The sequence below is a fragment of the Poseidonocella sp. HB161398 genome, from assembly GCF_005870025.1.
Classification (GTDB): domain Bacteria; phylum Pseudomonadota; class Alphaproteobacteria; order Rhodobacterales; family Rhodobacteraceae; genus Mangrovicoccus.
Window position 1 is genome coordinate 1 of the sequence record NZ_VATA01000009.1, and the last position, 14,347, is coordinate 14,347.

Consider the following 14,347-nt stretch of genomic DNA (forward strand, 5'->3'; position numbering starts at 1 on the left):
GGTGACGAAGATGAACTCCTCGATCCCGGCATCGCGCGCCTCGTCGATCGCGTACTGGATCAGCGGCTGGTCGACCAGCGTCATGATCTCTTTAGGGATGGATTTCGTGGCGGGCAGGAAACGCGTCCCCATGCCGGCGACCGGGAAAATTGCTTTCGTAACCTTGTGCTTCATGACCTTGCCCTTGTTTTTCACGCAACTGCACTCAGAAGATCAACGCGAACCATAAATTGTTGTTCCACTCTTTTTTGCGGACCGCGGATCCTCCAAGAGAGTATCCGGAGCCCATAATCAATTTGCAACGTTTTCAAATCGACAACGCCGTCCCGGCATCCCTCCGCTGAAATTGCGGAGGAACGGATCAGGACGCCGACGCCTCGGATGCTAGCATAGCCTCGATTCGCTCTACATCGGAAGGGTTATTCAACTCCCAGAACTGGCGGCCGCGCGATTCGACCTCGACGCAGAGCACCGGATGCCCATTTTCCAGGAAACGGAGCTGTTCCAGCCCTTCCAGCGTCTCCAGCGTGCCCAGCGGCAGCGCCCCGTAGGCGGCCAGCGCTGCCGGACGGTAGGCATAGACGCCGACATGGTGGAAGACCGGGGTCTCGGGCCCGTCGGTCGGCACGCCGTCGGAATAGGGGATCACTTCCTTGGAGAAGTAGAGCGCCATCCGGTCAGCGCGGAAAACCGCGGTGGTGCCGCCGACCCGCCCCGCCTTGCGGTCGTCGCGGAAGCCCTGCAGCGCCGCGCCGTCGCAGCGCAGCACCGGCGTCGCCACCTCGGCCGCAGGCGTCGCCGAAAGCCCGGCGATCAGGTCCTCGACGAACCAGGCCGGGGTCAGCGGCGCATCGCCCTGCAGGTTGACGACGATGTCGTAGCCCCCGCCCAGCGTGCCGAGCGCCTCTGCGCAGCGCTCGGTGCCGTTGCGGCAGCTTTCGGAGGTCATCACCACCTCGGCGCCGAAGGCTTCGGCGTGGCTCCGGATCCGGTCGTCATCTGTCGCGACGACGACGCGGTCGACGCCCTGGACGGCCATGGCGGCCTCCCAGGAGCGGCGGATCAGGCTTTTCGCCTCCCCGTCCGGGCCTTTCAGCTCGACCAGGGGCTTTCCGGGATAGCGGGTCGACGCGTAGCGCGCCGGGATGATGATGATGGAGCTCATTCAGGCCTGCTGAAGTTCGATCCCCGGCGCGTAAGCGATGAAGAACGGGTTTGCATAGTCGTCCTTGCCATAGCTCAGCGGCGTGTGATCGTCAAAGCGCACGACCTTGCCGCCGGCGCCGGTCAGCACGGCATGCCCGGCCGCGGTGTCCCATTCCATGGTCCGCCCCAGGCGCGGATAGATATCCGCCTCGCCGGTCGCCACCAGGCAGAATTTCAGCGAGGAGCCCGCGCTCTTCATGTCGGCGACGGCGTACTTGCCGATATAGTCGTCGGTCGCCTGGTCGCGGTGCGATTTCGAGGCGACGACGCGCAGCGCCGCGGCATCGGGCGCCGAGACGGCCATCGGCACGGTCTCGCCCTTGTTCTCCAGGCTGCCGCCGGTCTCCTCGACCGACTGGCCGTCGGCCTTGGTGTAGAACAGCCGCTCCTTGGCGGGCGCGTAGACCACGCCCCGCACCGGCACGCCGGCCTCGACATAGGCGATGTTCACGGTGAAGTCGCCGCGGCGCTTGATGAATTCCTTGGTGCCGTCGAGCGGATCGACGATCAGGAAGTTCTCCGAGCTCTCCGAATGCGTGGCCGCCTGTTCCTCGGTCACAAGCAGGACATCCGGGAAGGCCGCGCGCAGACCGGCCGAGATATGCTCATCCGCCGCCTTGTCGGCCTTGGTCACCGGGCTCTCGTCGTCCTTCGACTCGACGGCGAAGTCATCCTCGCCATAGACACCCATGATGATGTCGCCTGCCTCGAGCGCGAGACGGCGCATCACTTCCTCAAGCTTTTCGTAATCCATTCCGAGCACTCTCCACTACGCGCATTCCGGTCGCTGTGGACCCTAGCGCCGGCGCCCTGCCGGCAGCAAGGCGCTCAACTGGCGCGGGACGACAGGTCGCGCCACGGACGGATCGCGGGAGGCTCCATGTTCCGGAAACAGGCCACAGACAGTCCGCTCGAGGCGCTCGCCGGCGTCTTCGTCGTGGTTCATGCCGTGACCGTGCGCAAGATCCGCAAGAGCCATGGCAATGCCGTGCTGGCGCTCTTCCTGTCGGTGACGCAGACGCTGATGCTGGTCGCGGTCTTCTACGTGATGTTCACCGTGATCGGCATCCGCGGCGCGCAGATCCGCGGCGATTTCGTGCTGTTCCTGATGTCCGGCATCTTCCTCTACATGACCTTCAACGCGGCGATGGGCGCGGTGATGTCCGCCGACGGGCCGACCTCGCCGATGATGCTGCACGCGCCGATGACGACCATGGTCGCGATCCTCGGCAGCGCGCTGGCCGCGCTCTACATCCAGCTCCTGTCGCTCGCCCTCGTGCTCGGCATCTACCAGCTCGGCTGGCACCGGGTGGAGATCGCCGATCCGCTCGGCGCGGTGTCTATGCTGCTGCTCTCGTGGTTCTCGGGCACCTGCGCGGGGCTGGTCTTCGCCGGGCTCCGGCCCTGGGCGCCCTTCGCGGTCGGGCTGGTCCACCAGGTCTACAGCCGCGCCAACGTGATCGCCTCGGGCAAGATGTTCCTCGCCAATACCATGCCCGGCTACATCCTGGTCTGGTTCGACTGGAACCCGCTCTTCCACACGATCGACCAGGCGCGCGGCTTCGCCTTCGCCAACTACAACCCGCATTACAGCTCGGTGCTCTATCCGGTCGCGGTCAGCCTGGCGATGATGGTCATCGGGCTGATGGCCGAGTATGTTGCCCGCAGGAAAGCCTCCCTCAGCTGGTCTGCCGGAACCTGACATGATGAAGACATTGCTGGCGCTCGCCCCGGCCCTCGCGCCCGGGCTCGCCGCCGCTGCGGAGGGAGGCCTGCCCGCCCGCTACCGCACCCTCGCCCCGGCGGAACTGCGCGCCGCGCCCGACGCAGGGGCCGAAGAGACCGCCGCGCTGGAAGAGGGCCGCATCCTCGAGATCCTCGCCTTCTCCGATGACGGCGCCTGGGCGCTGACCGGCCGCGGCGAGGGCGCCGCCTGGCTGCCCCTCGCCGGGCTGGAACGGCTCGGGGGCGCCGCCGCCGAAGGGCTGCCGATGCGCTGCTACGGGACGGAGCCCTTCTGGGGCCTCAACCTGCCCTCCGCCTTCTTCGGCGAATTCGAGCGGCCCGAACATCCCGAGACCCCGCTGCAGCTCACCGGCTCGGACGAGACCCTCGCCGCCTCCGGACGCGCCCGGCTCTGGACCTTCGTCGGCGACGAGCTGCGCGGCCATCTGGTGGTGCGCAACGAGGTCTGCTCGGACGGGATGAGCGACCGGCCCTTCGGCCTCTCGGCGACGCTGTCGCTGGCGGAAACGGCCGGGGCGGTGCATCTGCTCCTCGGCTGCTGCAGCCTGACCGGCAACTGACCGCTGCGCCGCCGCCGGGTCCGGGCGGCCGGCCCCGGTCCGGCCCCGCGGGCCGGGCCGGAGGCGCATGACGCCGCGGGGCGCGCCTGCGCGTCCCGCGTCCGCTGGATCACGTCAGCTCACCACGCGCAGCGTCAGGTTCAGCCGCCCGCCCTGCGGCAGCAGGTCCGAGGAGCCGAAGCGGATCCGGTCCACCCCGTGATGGACCAGCCGGGCGGGGCCGGCCAGCACCGCCACATCCCCCGATTTCAGCCAGACCGACCGGGTCGGCCCGCCCCGCTCCGTGCCGCCGACACGGAACAGCCCCTCGTCGCCCAGCGACAGGCTGACCACCGGCTGCGAGAAATCCGCCTCGTCGCGGTCCTGGTGCAGCCCCATCCGCGCGCCCTCGCCGTAGAAATTCACCAGGCAGCTCTCCGGGTCGCGCGCGCCCTCCCCCGCGAAGCGGCGCCAGAGGTCCATCGCCTCGGCCGGGATCGCGGGCCAGGGACGGCCGGTCGCCGGATGGCAGGGCTCGTAGCGGTAGCCCTTCCGGTCGCTGACCCAGCCATGGCTTCCGCAGGAGGTCATCCGCACCGACATCTGCATCCCCCGCGCCGTCACCGGATGGAACAGCGGCGCCGCCGCCGCCACCTCGCGCAGCGCCGCGACCAGAGCCTCCTGCGCCGGGCGCGCCAGCGCGCCGGGAATGATCTCCACCCCTCCGAGATCCATCGAGATGCCCCCTTCCATGACCGGAATCTTGCAATTTCCCCCCGGGCAGATCGCTTGCAGCCTCAAGGACACCTCCCTATATACCGGTCAATCGGCCCCGGATGCACGCTTGCGTGATAGGGGGCAGAACTATCAGGGATCGGGGATCGGCGCCTGAACGGGCCAGCCCCGCACATCGCCAGAGAAGAGGTAAGACAGCATGGCTAAAGTCATCGGCATCGACCTGGGGACCACCAACTCCTGCGTGGCCATCATGGACGGCTCCCAGGCCCGCGTCATCGAGAATGCCGAAGGGGCGCGGACGACCCCCTCGATCGTCGCATTCACCGACAGCGAACGTCTCGTCGGCCAGCCGGCCAAGCGCCAGGCGGTCACGAACCCCGAGGCCACGATCTTCGCGGTCAAGCGCCTGATCGGCCGCCGCGTGGACGACGCGGAAGTGACCAAGGACAAGAACATCGTGCCCTATTCCATCGTGGATGGCGGCAATGGCGATGCCTGGGTCCAGGCCCGCGGCGACAAGTACTCGCCCTCCCAGATTTCCGCCTTCATCCTGCAGAAGATGAAGGAGACCGCCGAGTCCTATCTCGGCGAGCAGGTGACCCAGGCGGTCATCACCGTTCCTGCATATTTCAACGATGCGCAGCGCCAGGCGACCAAGGATGCCGGCAAGATCGCGGGTCTCGAAGTCCTGCGGATCATCAACGAGCCGACCGCGGCCGCGCTGGCCTACGGGCTCGACAAGAAAGAGTCGCGCACCATCGCGGTCTATGACCTCGGCGGCGGCACCTTCGACGTCACCATTCTTGAGATCGACGACGGCCTCTTCGAGGTGAAATCGACCAACGGGGACACGTTCCTCGGCGGCGAGGACTTCGACATGCGCATCGTCCAGTACCTGGCCGACGAGTTCAAGAAAGAGCACGGCGTCGACCTGACCAAGGACAAGATGGCGCTGCAGCGCCTGAAGGAAGCTGCCGAGAAGGCCAAGATCGAGCTGTCCTCCAGCCAGCAGACCGAGATCAACCAGCCGTTCATCTCGATGTCGCCGAATGGCGGCCAGCCGCTGCACATGGTCATGAAGCTGACCCGCGCCAAGCTGGAATCGCTGGTCGGCGACCTGATCAAGGCTTCGATGAAGCCCTGCCAGGCCGCTCTGAAGGATGCCGGCCTCTCCACCTCCGACATCGACGAGGTCGTTCTCGTCGGCGGCATGACCCGCATGCCGAAGGTCATCGAGGAAGTGACCAAGTTCTTCGGCAAGGAGCCGCACAAGGGCGTCAACCCGGATGAAGTCGTCGCCATGGGCGCCGCCATCCAGGCCGGCGTTCTGCAGGGCGACGTGAAGGACGTGGTCCTGCTCGACGTGACCCCGCTGAGCCTGGGCATCGAGACCCTGGGCGGCGTGTTCACCCGGCTGATCGACCGCAACACCACGATCCCGACCAAGAAGTCGCAGATCTTCTCCACCGCCGAGGACAACCAGAACGCGGTGACGATCCGGGTCTTCCAGGGCGAGCGCGAGATGGCGGCCGACAACAAGCTGCTGGGCCAGTTCAACCTGGAGAACATCCCGCCGGCGCCGCGCGGCATGCCGCAGATCGAGGTGACCTTCGACATCGACGCCAACGGCATCGTGCACGTGACGGCGAAGGACAAGGGCACCGGCAAGGAGCAGAAGATCACCATCCAGGCCTCCGGCGGCCTGTCGGATGACGAGATCGACCAGATGGTGCGCGACGCCGAGGCGAATGCCGAGGCCGACAAGGAGCGCAAGGAACTGGTGGAGGCCACCAACCAGGCCGAAAGCCTGATCCACTCCACCAAGCGGTCGCTCGAAGAGCATTCCGACAAGGTCGACCCGACCACCGTCGAGGCCATCGAGCTGGCGATCTCCGCACTGGAAGACGTGATGGAATCCGGCGACGCCTCGAAGATCCGCTCGGGCATCCAGAACGTGACCGAAGCCTCGATGAAGCTCGGCGAAGCGATCTACAAATCGCAGCAGGCCGAGGGCAAGGGCGGCGACGCGGATTTCGATCCGGATGCCTCCGCGCAGCAGCGTGACGGTGCCGATGACGACATCGTCGATGCCGATTTCGAGGATCTGGGCGAGGACAAGCGGTCCTAACTCGACTCCTTCTTTCCAGGAACCGGTCCGGTGCGCCGGGCCGGTTCCGCGCGTTTTCGAGAGGGATAGAAGCCCATGGCGAAACGAGACTATTACGAAGTGCTTGGGGTGTCTCGGGGTGCCTCGGCAGACGAAATCAAGAAGGCCTACCGCAAGAAGGCCAAGGAACATCACCCCGACCGCAATGCCGACAACCCGGAGTCCGAGGCCAAGTTCAAGGAAGCGAACGAGGCCTACGAGGTCCTGAAGGACGCCGACAAGAAGGCGGCCTATGACCGCTTCGGCCACGCAGCCTTCGAAGGCGGCATGGGCGGCGGCGGACGTCCCGGCGGCGGCGGACCCGGCAACCCCGATTTCGCGTCGGCCTTCTCCGACGTGTTCGACGACCTGTTCGGCGATTTCATGGGCCAGCGCGGCGGAGGCGGCGGCGGACGCCGCCAGCGCGCGGTGCGCGGCGCCGATCTGCGCTACAACCTGCGCGTCTCGCTGGAAGACGCCTACAAGGGCCTGCAGAAGACCATCAACGTGCCGACCGCGGTGCCTTGCGGCGTCTGCAGCGGCACCGGGGCCGAAGGCGGCGCCGAGCCGGTCACCTGCCCGACCTGCAACGGCATGGGCAAGGTCCGCGCCCAGCAGGGCTTCTTCACGGTCGAGCGCTCCTGCCCGACCTGCGGCGGCGTCGGCCAGATCATCAAGAACCCCTGCTCGAACTGCCATGGCCAGGGCCGGGTGGAGAAGGAGAAGGCGCTGTCGGTCAACATCCCCGCAGGGGTGGAGACCGGGACCCGCATCCGGCTTGCCGGCGAGGGCGAGGCCGGGCTGCGCGGCGGTCCGACCGGCGATCTCTACATCTTCATCGAGGTGACCGACCACTCGCTGTTCCAGCGCGAGGGCTCGAACCTGTTCTGCCGCGTGCCGGTGCCGATGACCACGGCAGCGCTTGGCGGCGACATCGAGGTGCCGACCATCGACGGCGGCCGCTCGCGGGTGAAGGTCCCGGCCGGCAGCCAGTCGGGCCGCCAGATGCGCCTGCGCTCGAAGGGCATGCCCGCGCTGCGCGGCGGCCATCCCGGCGACATGTTCATCGAGATGGTGGTCGAGACCCCGGTCAACCTGACCTCGAAGCAGAAGGATCTGCTGAAGGAGTTCGAGCGGCTCAGCGAGGACAACAACCCGCAGGCCAACAGCTTCTTCGACTCGGTGAAGAGCTTCTGGGACAGCATGAAGGGCTGAGCGGGGGCCGGAGATCCGGCCCCCCTCCCGTTTATTACGCTGGATTAACTTAAAATTCAGCGAGTCCGCCGCAGACCGGGAGGCATGACCCAGCCGCCCGAATTCCGCGAACCGATGCTGCCGCTCTTCGAGGGGCAGGAACTCTTCGTGACCGGATCGCGCGGCAAGACGCTCCCCTCCTATATCAAGGACCACCGCCAGCGGCTGCGGCAGCGCTTCATGGAAGGCGGGGCGCAGGCCATGCCGGATTACGAGATGCTGGAGCTGATCTTGTTCCGCGCCATCCCGCGCTGCGACGTGAAACCGGTCGCGCGGCGCCTGCTCGACACGTTCGGCGATTTCGCCCGGGTGCTGACCGCCCCGCGGGACCGGCTGATGCAGGTGCGCGGCGTCGGCGAGGCGGTGGTGGTCGAGCTGAAGATCGTCGAGGCGGCCAGCCACCGGCTGGCGCGCTCCAAGGTGATGAAGCGCCATGTCGTCAGCTCCTGGGACGCGCTGCTCGACTACTGCCACACCACCATGTCGCATCTGGAGACGGAGCAGTTCCGCGTGCTCTATCTCGACCGGAAAAACGTGCTGATCGCCGACGAGGAACAGGCGCGCGGCACGGTCGACCATGTGCCGGTCTATCCGCGCGAAGTGGTCAAGCGCGGGCTGGAGCTGAACGCCTCCGCGCTGATTCTGGTGCATAACCACCCCTCGGGCGATCCCATCCCGTCCGAGGCCGACATTTCGATGACGATGAAGATCCAGCAGGCGGCCGAGGCGCTCGGAATTCTGCTGCACGACCATCTGATCATCGGCAAGTCGACCGAGCTCAGCTTCCGCAGCTCCGGCTATCTCTAGCGGCGCGGGCCGGGCCGGCCCGCCATGCTGCACCGCGGCCAGGTTACTTGACTTGTTTGCTCGGAATTAGGTAGAGTCTTCGGCGAGCTCTGCCGCCAGCCACCCTCCGCCAGTTCGCCGCGCTCCCTCGTCAGACACAGCCGCGCGGAGCGTCCCTGCCTTGCAGGGACCGGCTTGCCGTGGCCAGCCCGGAGCATTCCATGGACCAGTCCCCGACCCACCCGACGGACGGCCTCGACGGCCTGCAGATGGCACAGCTTTCGGACGCCCCGGTCGCCGCGCCGGGGACCGCAGCCGACGGCGCCGCACAGGGCGCCCCGGCACCGGCCGAAGCGCCCGCCGAGCCGGCAGAGAGCGCCCCTGCGGCAGGCGGCGCGCCCACACCGGACAGTGCCCCAGCGGCGGACACCCCGGCGGCAGACAGCGCCCCCGGCGCAGTCCCCGCCGAAGGCGCCCCGGCCGGTTCCGGTCTGGCGGATGGGGCCGGCACCGTGCCGGACATGTCGGCCGTCCAGCCCGCGCCCGAGCCGGCTCTGCCCGACGGTCCGGTCGACCAGGCGCTGGCGCAGCTCCCGGACGGGCTCGGCGATCCGCTGGGACGGATCCTCGATTTCCTCAACCAGGGCGGCGCAGTCGTCTGGGCCATCGCCCTCCTCTCCGTCCTGACCCTGGCCGTCATCCTCTGGCGCGTGGTGCGGCTCTCGGCGCTCGGCGCCTGGTCGGCCAAGCGCCGTAGCGAGCAGAGCCTCGCCGCCTGGACCCAGGGCGACGAGGCCCGCGCCCGCGCGCTGGTGGCCGGGCGCAGCTCTGCCCGCTCCAAGCTGCTCTGCGCCGCCTATGACTCGATCGCGCTGCACCACTATTCCCAGGAAGACGCCGAAGCCGAGATGGAGCGCGTCGCCCGCGGCCTGCTGACCGAGGCGCGCTCGGGGCTGAAGCTGCTGGAGCTGATCGCCACGATCGCCCCGCTGCTCGGCCTTCTCGGCACCGTCATCGGCATGATCTCCGCCTTCCAGGCCCTGCAGGAAGCCGGCTCGCGCGCCGATCCGGCCATGCTGGCCGGCGGCATCTGGGAGGCGCTCCTGACCACCGCGGCAGGCATGGCGGTGGCGATCCCCGCCACCATGGCGCTGAGCTGGCTCGAAAGCGTCTGCGACCGCCTGGCGCATGATTTCGAGGATATCGGCACCCGCGTCTTCCTCGGTCGCGACAGCGCCGCGCCGCAATTCCGGGCCGCGGCGGAATGAGCCTGTCGCTTGCCACAAGGCGGCGGTCCCGCCGCCCCAGCCTGACGCCGATGATCGACGTCGTGTTCCTGCTGCTGGTGTTCTTCATGCTTGCCTCGCGCTTCGGCATGGATATGCAGATCCCGCTGGGCCTCGGCGGCAGCGGCGGTGCCGAGCGCTGGTCCGGCCCGCCCCGGCTGGTGCAGATCGAACCGGACAGCCTGGCACTGAACGGCGTCGCGATGGCGGCCCCCGAGCTGGTCGCGGCCCTGTCCGGCCTGACCGAGACGCCAGCCGATCCGGTGGTGCTGCGGGCCGGCGAAGAGGCCGATGTCCAGCGGCTCGTCGAGGTGATGGAAACGCTCGGCGCGGCCGGCTTTTCCAACCTGGTTCTCGTGGAATAGCCCCATGCGCCTAGCCATTCCCCCGAAACGGCAGCCGGCAGAGAGCATCATCCCGATGATCAATGTCGTGTTCCTGCTGCTGATCTTCTTCCTGATGACCGCGCAGATCGCGCCGCCCGAGCCCTTCGAGGTCACGCCCCCCACTGCCGAGAGCGACGCTCAGGCCGAGGGCGAGGCGGTGCTCTATGTCGATGCCGCGGGCCGGCTCGGCTTCGGCGACCAGCAGGGCGGCGACGAGGTCCTGGCCGCGGTGGCAGAGCAGATGCCCGCCTGCGAGGCGCCCTGCGAGGCGCCCGAACCGCTGCTGATCCGCGTCGATGCCGGGCTGCCCGCGCCGAAGCTTGCCGCGCTGATGCGCAAGCTGCCCGAGGCCGGCATCCGCCGCGCCGAGATCGTGACGGCCCTGCAATGAAGCGCCCGGTCGAATTCGCCGCCTGCGCGGGCGTCGCGCTGATCGCCCATTTCTCGGTGATCCTCGCCTTTCCCGAAGACCAGGGCGGGGCCGCTTCCGGGGCCGGTGGCGATGCCACGGTCTCGCTGCAGGGCGCGCCGGAAATGTACGCCGCCATGGTCGAGGACTGGGAAACCCCGCCCGAGATCGAACCGGAAATCGAGCCGCAGCCCGCGCCCGAGCCGGCTCCGGTACCTCCCGCGCCGCAGCCCGTCACCCAGGCGCCGGCCCCCGTCGCGCCGCCTGTCATGGCGATGCCCGAACTGCCCTCCGCCCCCGACCTGACCGCGCTGCCGACGGAGATGGCACCGCCGCCCGATCAGCCGGAGCCCGTCGAGGAGGCTGAAGAAGAGCCCGAGACGGAAACCGTCAGCGTGCCCGCCAGCGCGGTCCCGAGGCGCCGCCCCGACGACATTCCCGAGCCGGCGAAGCCCGTGCGGCAGGCGGCCGCGCCGAAGCCGCAGCCGAATGCCACCGAGACCGGCCGCGATCAGGTCACGCGCGACGCAACGGCCACGCAGCAGGCCGCGGGCGCCGGCGGTGGCCGCGCCGCGGGCGCGGGCGGCAGCGAACAGGTCAGCAGCGGCGACAGGAAGCGCCAGGCGAGCCAGCTAAAGCGCTGGATGGCCTCGGTCCAGTCCCGCGTCGAACACGCCAAGCGCCAGCCGCGCGGCGTGCGCGGTGCCTCCGGACGGGTGACGGTGAACTTCGTTCTGAGCAGCGACGGGAAGCTCCTGCAGGCCACGGTCGCGCGCAGCTCCGGCGTTGCGCAATTCGACGACGCCGCGCTCAACGCCGTGCGCAACGCCCGCATGCCGGCCGCGCCGCGCGGGATCACCGTGCAGAGCCAGAACTTCCAGGTTGTGCTGGAATTCCAGGTCTGACCGGGCCGGCTCTGGAGCCTGCGCCGCAGCCGGTCTAAGACGGCAGCGGATCGAGGAGGCGCAATGAGCGGTACGGTTCGGACAGATGCGCTGGTGATCGGCGCCGGCCCGGCAGGGCTGATGGCTGCGGAGATGCTCTCGGCCGCCGGCCACGCGGTGCTGGTCGCCGAGGCGAAGCCGAGCCCGGCGCGCAAGCTGCTGATGGCCGGGAAATCCGGGCTGAACATCACCAAGGACGAGGACCGCGACCGGTTCCTGGCCGCCTATGGCGCGGGCGCGGGCCGGCTCGCGCCGCTCTTGGCCGAGTTCGGGCCGCCCGAGGTGAAGGCCTGGATGGAGGGGCTCGGACAGGAGGTCTTCGCCGGCTCGACCGGCCGGGTCTTTCCCAAGGCGATGAAGGCCTCGCCGATGCTGCGCGCCTGGCTGGGCCGGCTCGGGGCGCGCGGCGTGCGGCTGAAAACCCGCTGGCGCTGGACCGGCTGGGCCGGCCCGGAAGCGGTCTTCGACACGCCCGCGGGCCCCTGCCGTGTCGAGGCCGGCGCGACGGTTCTGGCGCTTGGCGGGGCAAGCTGGGCGCGGCTCGGCGCCGATGGCGCCTGGAGCGCGATCCTCGCCGCCGAGGGCCTGCCGCTCGATCCGTTCCAGCCGTCGAATATCGGGCTCTCGCTGGCCTGGTCTCCGCATATGGGAAAGCAGTTCGGCCAGCCGGTGAAGAATGTCGCGCTCTGCGCCGGCGCGCGGCGGGAACGGGGCGAATTCGTGATCTCGCGCAAGGGGCTGGAGGGGGCCGGCATCTATGCGGTGATCCCGGCGATCCGGGCCGGCGCGCCGCTTCTGCTCGACCTGCTGCCCGATCTCGGGGCAGACGAGCTGGCCGCGCGGCTGGCCCGCGGGCCGGCAAAGCAGAGCCTCGCCAACCAGCTGCGCCGGCTCGGCCTCTCGCCGGCGAAGGTCGCGCTCCTGCGGGAATTCGGCGGCAAGCTGCCTTCCGGGCCGGCTCTGGCGCCGCTCCTGAAGGCGCTGCCGGTGCCCCATGACGGGCCGCGCCCGCTGGACGAGGCGATCTCGGTGGCCGGCGGTCTGGCCTTCGGCGCGCTCGATGACGGGCTGATGCTGCGCGACCGGCCGGGGGTGTTCTGCGCAGGCGAGATGCTGTCCTGGGATGCGCCGACCGGGGGCTACCTGCTGACCGCGTGCCTCGCCACCGGGCGCCGGGCCGGCCTGTCGGCCACCGCCTGGCTCGGGCGGTGAGCAATCCGGACCAGCCCCTCTGCCCCCAGCACCCGGAGTTTCCCTTCCCGCCGGGCGCTCAGCATCCCTCCGTTGAAGCCCGTCGCCCAAGGGCCATGCCCCTGCCGCCTTCGTGCCATGGCCAGCCGCAGCCAGCGCCGGACCGCAGCCGGCCCGGGCCGGCCCCGGAGGGCTTCTTTCCCCGCCTGAGCTGTTGCGCCTGATGCCATGTGGCCAAAAATGGCCCGGGAGAACCGGAGGCGGAGGGTCGTTTCCGCCTTCCGCGCGGACCTGGAAATGCGGGAACGCCCGCAGCTCGGCACCGGCGCCGCTAGGGCGCGCCGGTCCGGATCAGTCCGCGACCAGCATGTAGCCCGCGCCGCGCACGGTCTGCAGATAGCGCGGCTGCTTCGGATTGGCCTCGATCTTGCGGCGCAGGCGGGTGATCTGGACGTCGACGGCGCGCTCCATCGCCTGGCCCTCGCTGCGGCCGAGCTCGTCGACCAGCTGCGACCGGCTCATCGGCTCGCCGACATTGCCCGAGAAGATCTTCATCAGCTTCGCCTCGGTCGCGGTCAGCCGCACCAGCTGCTCGCCGGCCCACATCTCGCCGCGGTCGATGTCGTAGCGCACCTCGCCCAGCCGCAGCACCTTGACCGAGGCCTGCTTGACCTCGGGCGGCGGCACGCGGCGCAGGATGGCGTTGATCCGCAGCAGAAGCTCCTTCGGCTCGAAGGGCTTCGGCAGGTAGTCGTCCGCGCCGGCCTCGAGCCCGCGGATGCGGTCCTCGGTCTCGCCCTTGGCCGTCAGAAGCAGGATCGGCGTCGCCAGATGCTCGCGCAGGCTCGCGGTCAGCGAGATGCCGTCCTCGCCGGGCAGCATCACGTCGAGCACGATCAGGTCGAATTCCAGCCCGTCGAGCAGCCGCCTGGCATGGGCCGCATCGCGCGCGGACGAGACCCAGAACCCCTGGCGGGCCAGGAATTTCTGCAGAAGGCCTCGGATGCGTTCGTCGTCATCGACCACCAGCAGGTGGGCGTCGGCCTGTGCCGTCATGTAGCGGTGTCTTTCGTTCCGCGGAACTGGCGTCGCTGTTCGGGGTCCATCATCTCTTCCAGCACGCGGCGGAACCCGCTGACCGCCTCGGGCCCGGCAGTCCGGAATGCTGTCCGCATCCTGGCGCGTTGAGCCTCGGACAATTGGCGTTCCAGGGCCGCCCCCTCCTCCGTCAGGTACAAATGTCGTTCCCTCTTGTCGCGGGTTCCGACGCGACTTTCAACCATCCCGTCCTCGATGAGTGTTCGCAGAACACGATTGAGCGACTGCTTGGTAACGCCGAGGATGTTCAGCAGGTTGTTGACCGTCGTTCCGGGCGCGCGCTGGATGAAATGGATCGCGCGGTGATGCGCGCGGCCATAGCCGAACTCCTCCAGCAGCCGGTCGGGATCCGCGGTAAACCCCTTATAGGCAAAGAACATTGCCTCAATCGCATGGCGCAGCTGCTCATCCGTGAGGAAAAGCAGATTCTCCCCGGTCGTGTTCACCGCCAGTTTCGTCTTCGGCATGCCCGCTCCCTGATCTTTGCATCGCTACTTTATGTCAGCGTTATTGACTTTCCAAGACTCATCGTGTTAGCCGTGCCGGGCTTTTTGGCAATTTTTGGTCCGCTTTGGACCTAGTTGCGCAATTTCCGCAAAGAAGACGACCCGAGACCTG

16 protein-coding genes are annotated in these 14,347 nt (G+C 68.6%); 10 read left to right on the top strand and 6 right to left on the bottom strand.

Going from position 1 to position 14,347, the window contains the following annotated elements; all coding sequences use genetic code 11:
• The 3 genes from FGX59_RS09150 to cysQ form a co-directional block, all read right to left on the bottom strand.
• A partial coding sequence (locus FGX59_RS09150) for a sugar phosphate nucleotidyltransferase (RefSeq protein ID WP_255471566.1) occupies window positions 1-174 on the bottom strand: 174 nt, incomplete at its 3' end.
• A gap of 187 nt (window positions 175-361) precedes the next feature.
• Window positions 362-1,165: a 3-deoxy-manno-octulosonate cytidylyltransferase gene (locus tag FGX59_RS09155; protein WP_138466231.1), complete on the bottom strand. Its 804-nt coding sequence runs from the start codon at window positions 1,163-1,165 to the stop codon at window positions 362-364.
• Window positions 1,166-1,960, bottom strand: coding sequence for a 3'(2'),5'-bisphosphate nucleotidase CysQ (gene cysQ, locus FGX59_RS09160; RefSeq protein ID WP_138466232.1), 795 nt, complete (start codon window positions 1,958-1,960; stop codon window positions 1,166-1,168).
• 126 nt (window positions 1,961-2,086) lie between these two features.
• Between cysQ and FGX59_RS09165 the strand changes: the two genes are divergently transcribed.
• Both FGX59_RS09165 and FGX59_RS09170 read left to right on the top strand, forming a co-directional pair.
• Entirely contained in the window at window positions 2,087-2,908 is an 822-nt protein-coding gene (locus FGX59_RS09165; RefSeq protein ID WP_138466233.1) for an ABC transporter permease, read from the top strand.
• Window position 2,909: 1 nt separating this feature from the next.
• A complete protein-coding gene (locus FGX59_RS09170) occupies window positions 2,910-3,512 on the top strand; it encodes a hypothetical protein (RefSeq protein ID WP_138466234.1) in 603 nt (200 codons plus the stop codon).
• Window positions 3,513-3,626: 114 nt separating this feature from the next.
• Here FGX59_RS09170 and FGX59_RS09175 read toward each other — a convergent pair whose 3' ends face one another.
• The gene (locus FGX59_RS09175; RefSeq protein ID WP_138466235.1) at window positions 3,627-4,244 is read right to left on the bottom strand and encodes an alpha-ketoglutarate-dependent dioxygenase AlkB; all 618 of its coding nucleotides are present in this window, start codon (window positions 4,242-4,244) and stop codon (window positions 3,627-3,629) included.
• A 181-nt stretch (window positions 4,245-4,425) separates the two neighbouring features.
• Between FGX59_RS09175 and dnaK the strand changes: the two genes are divergently transcribed.
• The 8 genes from dnaK to FGX59_RS09215 all read left to right on the top strand — a co-directional run bounded on the left by dnaK (window position 4,426) and on the right by FGX59_RS09215 (window position 12,652).
• Window positions 4,426-6,357 carry a molecular chaperone DnaK gene (dnaK, locus tag FGX59_RS09180; protein WP_138466236.1) on the top strand — a complete coding sequence of 644 codons (1,932 nt, stop codon included), beginning with the start codon at window positions 4,426-4,428 and terminating at the stop codon, window positions 6,355-6,357.
• A 75-nt stretch (window positions 6,358-6,432) separates the two neighbouring features.
• Complete coding sequence (gene dnaJ, locus FGX59_RS09185; RefSeq protein ID WP_138466237.1) at window positions 6,433-7,590, top strand: molecular chaperone DnaJ; 1,158 nt, start codon at window positions 6,433-6,435, stop codon at window positions 7,588-7,590.
• 84 nt (window positions 7,591-7,674) lie between these two features.
• Window positions 7,675-8,436 carry a DNA repair protein RadC gene (gene radC, locus FGX59_RS09190; protein WP_138466238.1) on the top strand — a complete coding sequence of 254 codons (762 nt, stop codon included), beginning with the start codon at window positions 7,675-7,677 and terminating at the stop codon, window positions 8,434-8,436.
• Window positions 8,437-8,636: 200 nt separating this feature from the next.
• The gene (locus FGX59_RS09195; protein ID WP_240722344.1) at window positions 8,637-9,683 is read left to right on the top strand and encodes a MotA/TolQ/ExbB proton channel family protein; all 1,047 of its coding nucleotides are present in this window, start codon (window positions 8,637-8,639) and stop codon (window positions 9,681-9,683) included.
• Entirely contained in the window at window positions 9,680-10,066 is a 387-nt protein-coding gene (locus FGX59_RS09200) for a biopolymer transporter ExbD (RefSeq protein ID WP_138466239.1), read from the top strand. The genes FGX59_RS09195 and FGX59_RS09200 overlap by 4 nt, the downstream gene beginning before the upstream one ends.
• A 4-nt stretch (window positions 10,067-10,070) precedes the next feature.
• On the top strand, window positions 10,071-10,478 hold the full coding sequence (locus FGX59_RS09205) for a biopolymer transporter ExbD (RefSeq protein WP_138466240.1): 408 nt from the start codon (window positions 10,071-10,073) through the stop codon (window positions 10,476-10,478).
• Window positions 10,475-11,401 carry an energy transducer TonB gene (locus tag FGX59_RS09210; RefSeq protein ID WP_138466241.1) on the top strand — a complete coding sequence of 309 codons (927 nt, stop codon included), beginning with the start codon at window positions 10,475-10,477 and terminating at the stop codon, window positions 11,399-11,401. The genes FGX59_RS09205 and FGX59_RS09210 overlap by 4 nt, the downstream gene beginning before the upstream one ends.
• A 63-nt stretch (window positions 11,402-11,464) precedes the next feature.
• On the top strand, window positions 11,465-12,652 hold the full coding sequence (locus FGX59_RS09215; RefSeq protein ID WP_138466242.1) for a TIGR03862 family flavoprotein: 1,188 nt from the start codon (window positions 11,465-11,467) through the stop codon (window positions 12,650-12,652).
• A 330-nt stretch (window positions 12,653-12,982) separates the two neighbouring features.
• On the opposite strand, the gene FGX59_RS09220 is transcribed toward FGX59_RS09215, so the two are convergent.
• Both FGX59_RS09220 and FGX59_RS09225 read right to left on the bottom strand, forming a co-directional pair.
• On the bottom strand, window positions 12,983-13,687 hold the full coding sequence (locus FGX59_RS09220) for a response regulator (RefSeq protein ID WP_138466243.1): 705 nt from the start codon (window positions 13,685-13,687) through the stop codon (window positions 12,983-12,985).
• Window positions 13,684-14,196 carry a MarR family winged helix-turn-helix transcriptional regulator gene (locus FGX59_RS09225; protein WP_138466244.1) on the bottom strand — a complete coding sequence of 171 codons (513 nt, stop codon included), beginning with the start codon at window positions 14,194-14,196 and terminating at the stop codon, window positions 13,684-13,686. Before FGX59_RS09225 ends, FGX59_RS09220 begins: the two co-directional genes overlap by 4 nt.
• Between the last annotated feature and the right edge of the window lie 151 nt (window positions 14,197-14,347).

Excerpts from the sequence above, each read along its gene's own strand:
- FGX59_RS09175 (WP_138466235.1), bottom strand. The coding sequence starts at position 4,244 with ATGGAAGGGGGCATCTCGATGGATCTCGGAGGGGTGGAGATCATTCCC.
- FGX59_RS09225 (WP_138466244.1), bottom strand. The coding sequence starts at position 14,196 with ATGCCGAAGACGAAACTGGCGGTGAACACGACCGGGGAGAATCTGCTT.
- radC (WP_138466238.1), top strand. The coding sequence starts at position 7,675 with ATGACCCAGCCGCCCGAATTCCGCGAACCGATGCTGCCGCTCTTCGAG.
- FGX59_RS09165 (WP_138466233.1), top strand. The coding sequence starts at position 2,087 with ATGTTCCGGAAACAGGCCACAGACAGTCCGCTCGAGGCGCTCGCCGGC.
- dnaJ (WP_138466237.1), top strand. The coding sequence starts at position 6,433 with ATGGCGAAACGAGACTATTACGAAGTGCTTGGGGTGTCTCGGGGTGCC.
- FGX59_RS09170 (WP_138466234.1), top strand. The coding sequence starts at position 2,910 with ATGATGAAGACATTGCTGGCGCTCGCCCCGGCCCTCGCGCCCGGGCTC.
- FGX59_RS09215 (WP_138466242.1), top strand. The coding sequence starts at position 11,465 with ATGAGCGGTACGGTTCGGACAGATGCGCTGGTGATCGGCGCCGGCCCG.
- FGX59_RS09220 (WP_138466243.1), bottom strand. The coding sequence starts at position 13,687 with ATGACGGCACAGGCCGACGCCCACCTGCTGGTGGTCGATGACGACGAA.
- FGX59_RS09200 (WP_138466239.1), top strand. The coding sequence starts at position 9,680 with ATGAGCCTGTCGCTTGCCACAAGGCGGCGGTCCCGCCGCCCCAGCCTG.
- cysQ (WP_138466232.1), bottom strand. The coding sequence starts at position 1,960 with ATGGATTACGAAAAGCTTGAGGAAGTGATGCGCCGTCTCGCGCTCGAG.
- FGX59_RS09155 (WP_138466231.1), bottom strand. The coding sequence starts at position 1,165 with ATGAGCTCCATCATCATCATCCCGGCGCGCTACGCGTCGACCCGCTAT.
- FGX59_RS09210 (WP_138466241.1), top strand. The coding sequence starts at position 10,475 with ATGAAGCGCCCGGTCGAATTCGCCGCCTGCGCGGGCGTCGCGCTGATC.
- FGX59_RS09205 (WP_138466240.1), top strand. The coding sequence starts at position 10,071 with ATGCGCCTAGCCATTCCCCCGAAACGGCAGCCGGCAGAGAGCATCATC.
- dnaK (WP_138466236.1), top strand. The coding sequence starts at position 4,426 with ATGGCTAAAGTCATCGGCATCGACCTGGGGACCACCAACTCCTGCGTG.
- FGX59_RS09195 (WP_240722344.1), top strand. The coding sequence starts at position 8,637 with ATGGACCAGTCCCCGACCCACCCGACGGACGGCCTCGACGGCCTGCAG.